Below are 5,140 nucleotides of genomic sequence, written 5' to 3' on the forward strand. Positions count from 1 at the left end.
TAAGTGGGAGGCCGGAATATCGACGACGTTGAGTGGTTCGTCTACACCGTGACCACCATCAGTAACCACAGCGTTGTCGGTGTGAGTCCCAGCATCAGCGTACACCGAACCGGGCTCTGCTGTAGCGGCCTGATTCAGGCCGGTTTCAATGGCTCTAAGCTCGTCGACGCTCAAAGCACGAAAACTGGTGATTTCCGCTGCGCTGGCACCTGGGTGCAAATTGAATAGACGCTGCGCTTCCTGATCAAAGCTTTGCTGGAGACGCTCCTCTGTATTCAAGCCGTTTGGGTCAGGCCATTGGGTCTGTCCTTCTGGACCGATGCTACGCGTGTAGGTAGTGCCACCCACCGTATAACGGTCACCCACACGATTTCCCGCTAGATCCCACTGCCCTTGGAATTGCAAAGTGTTGCCGACCCAGTGACTAAATGTGGTCGCAACTTCACCATCGGCAGGGTTGAGGACGCTTTCCATCACCGTGGTTTCACCCCGTTCGGTGTGGCTCACACTGAAATAGCCGAGTTTGCCTTTAGGATCAAAAACCTCGCTAACAATGTCACCTTTTTTGATGCTGCCGTTGGCGCTGTCCGCTTTCGCAATGAAGCCAAGTGTGATTGAACCATCTTCGTGATGTATGACGTCACGATTTAGGACCAGGGCTAACGCATTGGCCGCAACTGGCGAAGATGTCGAGGTGGCTGGTGCTGCAATCGTTGAGGCGTTGATTGAATCCGTGATCCAGACATTGCTTTCTGGGCCAACAGGCAAACCAGTCATCAAGTCATAAACCGTACGGTCTTCCCAATCGCCCCCGGCTTGCTGCGCCAACGGATGCACTCCACTCGTGGGGGAACTGTCTCGCCCCGCCGTGTCGCCGGGCAACGACGACTGTGCGAATCGATCCAAGCGAAACATGATATTGATGTCGGCATTCGCGTTAGTGGAATCGCCGCTAAAGAACTTTAGGACGGCACCCGCCCCCTCTTTCCATCCAGCCGCTATCAGTCCGGCCTCCGTGACAATGTGTCCTTCTACAGTTTGCCCAATCATTTCCCACGAACCGTTGGCCTTTAGCTCGCTTTTGAGCTTGCCCATGTATTCGACTCGCGCGGCCTCCTGCGCTGTTGGGTTGTCACGAAAACTCTCTGGGTTGCTCACCCCGTTGGAGCGGGCCTTGTCGGTCCAATTGCCATCAGTGTCCATCCAGCCGATAGCCTTGAGACTAGTGGCGCGAAATCCGTAGCGGCCAATAGCGCCTATGCCTTGGCCGTCCTGCGCCCAACCGCCATAGCCGTTGTTAGGTTGACCGCTGGATTCGAGCGCAGCTAGGGTAGTGGCAAATGCCGTATTCGCATTGGGCAGATCGATAGGGAGTGGTGGCGTAATACCACTGCTGGCCGCTGCGACGTCAACACGGGCACTGAGATCGGCGGCGCCTTTTACTATTGGAAAACCACCGTTCCCGGGTAAAGTGATGAAGCCAGCGTTGCCGGCTTCGGGAATATTGAATACTGGCGCATTGGGATTTGCACCGTTGAGGTGCTGATCGAGGGTTCGGTCGTATAGCTCGGGTTTAACTTCAGCGAAACCTTTAAAGGTAGTGGAACCACCCCAGTGGATGCCTGGGTTGATCTTTTCATCGGTGGTGAACGGCTCAGTTGGCTTCAGCTTTCCTATGTTGTTGCCGCCAGCCATCGACAGAAATTCTCCGGTCTTCGTCACAGGGTCATATGACTGAACAATGCCAACGTGTCCACTAAAGTAGACTAAGGTTCCGGGCTTGAYGGTAGCGGTCTCGGGATTGACGACGCTTGCCCAACTACCATCGAAAGTTGCTGGATTAGTCATCACCGCGGAGGTCGCGTAAGGAACGTTGTACCCGGATTCGCGTAAGACGTGATAGACCAGACCGGAGCAATCAAAACCTATTGCCGTGCCGGTGCTGTTGCGCACATTACCACGGGTACTTCCTGTGCTGTCGCTACGAAAGGTATTGCCGGTGTTATAGCGATTCGCGTTGGTAATGATGTCGCTCATCTACTCAAACCTTATTTGATTTTTCGAAGAACTTCTAAGTCCGCGTCAAAGCGACGGGCTATGTCGAGGTCGCGCTGCCCAATTGAACGAATGGCACAGGCGGGATGCTGAAAATCCACTTGCCGAGGTTTCTTCCCAGTGGCACGTTCAATTTCGTTTGYGCAATATCCACGCGCAAGACTTTGATGATTTTCAATTGACTTCACAATTCGCGTAATTGCAGCCCCCAAGTAAACTGCTCGCGGTGGAAACGGATCCTGAATCAACCATCTCGGTTCCACTGCATCCACATACTTACGTTGCTCATGGTCATAGTGGCGATATTGACCGTTGCCGCTTCTGGGAAGAAACAGACTGATGCCATAGCTCCACTGCCGGCGATGTGGATCGATCACCACATATTCGCCCTGTACGGTGCCAAACTGTTTCATCATCTTCAGCAATGCATCACCGTCATCTGCGTTGTCCAGATACGCTTCGCGTTTTCCTGTTTGCGTATTCTTGACCTCGAGACCTAACCATGAACAACGCCTGTCGGCTGGAACTTTGTCAGAATTGAAAAGCCGCAAAGCCAGCACTTCAGCCTCAACAGTTACATACACCTCATAAGGCAAGGCCTTGGGTTGATTAACGGGAGGGGTCGGGTCTTGTGCATATTGCACTTTGGTGACTTTGATGTCTTTGACCAGCATTTCCTGCGTGCACTTGCCGAAGGTCGGCGTCACCTCCCGCGTGGTGGTCTTACCGGCTGGCACTTTTAACTGTTCAATGCCGTAGGGCGGATAGGACTCGAAGAGAGGCCTGTATTCAATGAGATCGCTGCCGCTGGTGTAGCGAAACATGCCCTTGAAATCACGTCCAATTAAGGCCTCAATAATCGCTTTCGGCTCGTTGACTGGGCTATCGTTGGCCTGAGGGGCCGCGCTGACTGCCGCATGAAATGTGATTGCAGCAATAGCGATGCCAAGCCATGCACGATAGCCAGGAGGTGGCGGGTTGGGAACAAGGCTGTTGTCGCGGGCGTCACTTGCGCTAGCGCATTCGGCCTGAGCCAACCGTTCGCGCACGAAAATGCAAGGCCCGTCGGCAAGCAGACGGTCAGAAAAGATCTGAGCGTATCCTTCTGCGCTTTGACATGGCTTTACGCGGCCACTATTTTTGTAGCTCTCCCTCATCTCACCCCCTTGCATTTCTCTTATTTTTTACGCTCACCAGCGTTGGCTCGATTTGATGAGCTCATTTTTTCTTAGGCGTGCAATCCTACGATGCATTTCTTCGCGCACCCCTGTCAGAACTAACAGGTACGTTGTCATCGCACTACATGTACAGCGTCAGAAAGTATGAGATGTCTAACATTAATACAAAAAGGGGTCGAGGCTTGTCAAACAGCGACCGGTCAATGTCAATTGATCCCGCACCTAACTGCGTTTTCTGGTGCGGACTTTCGCTTCACCTCCACATGTAGCAGAGTATCGCGAGGTAAGCTCCAAACACTTCGACGAAAGGACCTTGCCATGCGCACGCATTTTCTCAACGCTCTTGCACTAGCGCTGCCGATAGCCCTCTCCGCGTGCGGAGGCCCCGCGGCATCAACGCCAGCATCTGCGCCGCCAAGCGGTGCTTGCAACGCCGCACCAGCCCAATTCGCCGTGGGCCGCAATGTGAGCGCAGCGCTTCAAGAAGAAGCCCGCACACGCGCCGGCACCAAAACCGTCCGGGTGCTGAAGCCCGGGCAGGTTGTGACGATGGAGTTCAATGCTGATCGGCTAAGCCTGACTGTGGATGATGCCGGGCGCGTGACGCACGTGAGCTGCGGTTAAACAAACCGCTGTGGAGGCCAGTCAGCGCTTGCGGCTTTTGGCTTCTTCTTTTTCCAGCTGCTGAAGCTGGCGCTTGCGCTTGGCCTTGTTGAGGGACTCGGGTTCTGGGGGGCGGTTGCGCAATGCTTCGGCTTCGCGGGCCTGTGATTTTTCTTTGCGCTTTTTGTCGCGGAAGTGCACAAACAGCCGGCCCAGCGCGAAGCTGACGGCGCAACTGATAACCAGAAAAATAACGGCTGGTGTTTCCATAGATTTTGTAGACGGGATGTTGCGTTGACGTTGACGTTGGCGTTGGGCGTTGACGTGGGCGCTAGTCGGCCAGAAACAATGTCTGCAGGTCGTTCAAAAAATCAAAGCCGCGCTCGGTGGGCTTGACGCGTACGAAGTCTCGTTCGATCAGGCCCTTGCGTTCGGCTTCTTCAAGGCCGCGCTGAATGGCGGTGACGGGCAGGCCGGTTTTTTCGGTGAAGTCTTGCAGCTTGAAGCCGTCGCGCAGGCGCAAGGCGTTGAGCATGAATTCGAAAGGCAGGTCGGCGCGGCTGACTTCTGTTTCTTGCGTGACGGCTTCGCCGGTCAGGGCCTTTTCCATATAGAGCTTGGGCTCGCGAAAGCGTACCTGCCGGACGACGCGGTGCGCAAAGCTGAGCTTGCTGTGGGCGCCGGCGCCTATGCCGAGGTAGTCGCCAAACTGCCAGTAGTTGAGGTTGTGAAAGCAGCGGTGGCCGGGCCTGGCGTAGGCCGACACTTCATAGCGCTGCAACCCGGCGGCCTGCGTGATCTCGGTGATTTTGTCGAGCATGGCGTAGGCGGTGTCTTCTTCAGGCACCACGGGCGGGAATTTGGCGAAGTAGGTGTTGGGCTCGATGGTCAGGTGGTAAATCGAGATGTGCGGGGGCTGCAGCGCCAGCGCCTGCCGCATGTCCTGCTCCAGGCTTTCCATGGTCTGGCCTGGCAGCGCGTACATGATGTCGAGGTTGAAGGTGTCGAAGGCTTGTGCGGCTTCTTCTACCGCGGCGATGGCCTGGGCGCGGTCGTGCACGCGGCCGAGGGCTTTGAGGTGTTTGTCGTCAAAGCTCTGCACGCCGACGGACAGGCGTGTGACGCCGGCGCTGCGAAAGGCCTTGAAGCGGTCTTTTTCAAAGGTGCCGGGGTTGGCTTCGAGCGTGATTTCGCAGTCGGCTTCAAGCCTGAGGCGTGCGCGGATGTCGGCAAGCAAGCGGTCTATGGCCTGCGGCGAAAACAGGCTGGGTGTGCCGCCGCCAATAAAAATGCTGTGGACCATG

Annotated in this window: 5 protein-coding genes; 1 reads left to right on the top strand and 4 read right to left on the bottom strand. The window is 55.6% G+C overall.

Annotated features, from left to right (window positions below; genetic code table 11):
* Both AC1D1P_RS13730 and AC1D1P_RS13735 read right to left on the bottom strand, forming a co-directional pair.
* A partial coding sequence (locus AC1D1P_RS13730) for an NlpC/P60 family protein (RefSeq protein WP_477673370.1) occupies positions 1-2,037 on the bottom strand: 2,037 nt, incomplete at its 3' end.
* 11 nt (positions 2,038-2,048) lie between these two features.
* Entirely contained in the window at positions 2,049-3,212 is a 1,164-nt protein-coding gene (locus tag AC1D1P_RS13735) for a hypothetical protein (protein WP_477673371.1), read from the bottom strand.
* Between the two features lie 339 nt (positions 3,213-3,551).
* Here AC1D1P_RS13735 and AC1D1P_RS13740 point away from each other — a divergent pair, with 339 nt between their 5' ends.
* Positions 3,552-3,857 carry an I78 family peptidase inhibitor gene (locus AC1D1P_RS13740; RefSeq protein WP_477668266.1) on the top strand — a complete coding sequence of 102 codons (306 nt, stop codon included), beginning with the start codon at positions 3,552-3,554 and terminating at the stop codon, positions 3,855-3,857.
* Positions 3,858-3,878: 21 nt separating this feature from the next.
* On the opposite strand, the gene AC1D1P_RS13745 is transcribed toward AC1D1P_RS13740, so the two are convergent.
* On the bottom strand, positions 3,879-4,106 hold the full coding sequence (locus AC1D1P_RS13745; RefSeq protein WP_477668267.1) for a hypothetical protein: 228 nt from the start codon (positions 4,104-4,106) through the stop codon (positions 3,879-3,881).
* Between the two features lie 61 nt (positions 4,107-4,167).
* The coding region (hemW, locus tag AC1D1P_RS13750; RefSeq protein ID WP_477673372.1) for a radical SAM family heme chaperone HemW at positions 4,168-5,140 on the bottom strand (973 nt) is incomplete at its 5' end.

The sequence above is a fragment of the Polaromonas sp. P1_E1_2 genome, assembly GCF_056406035.1.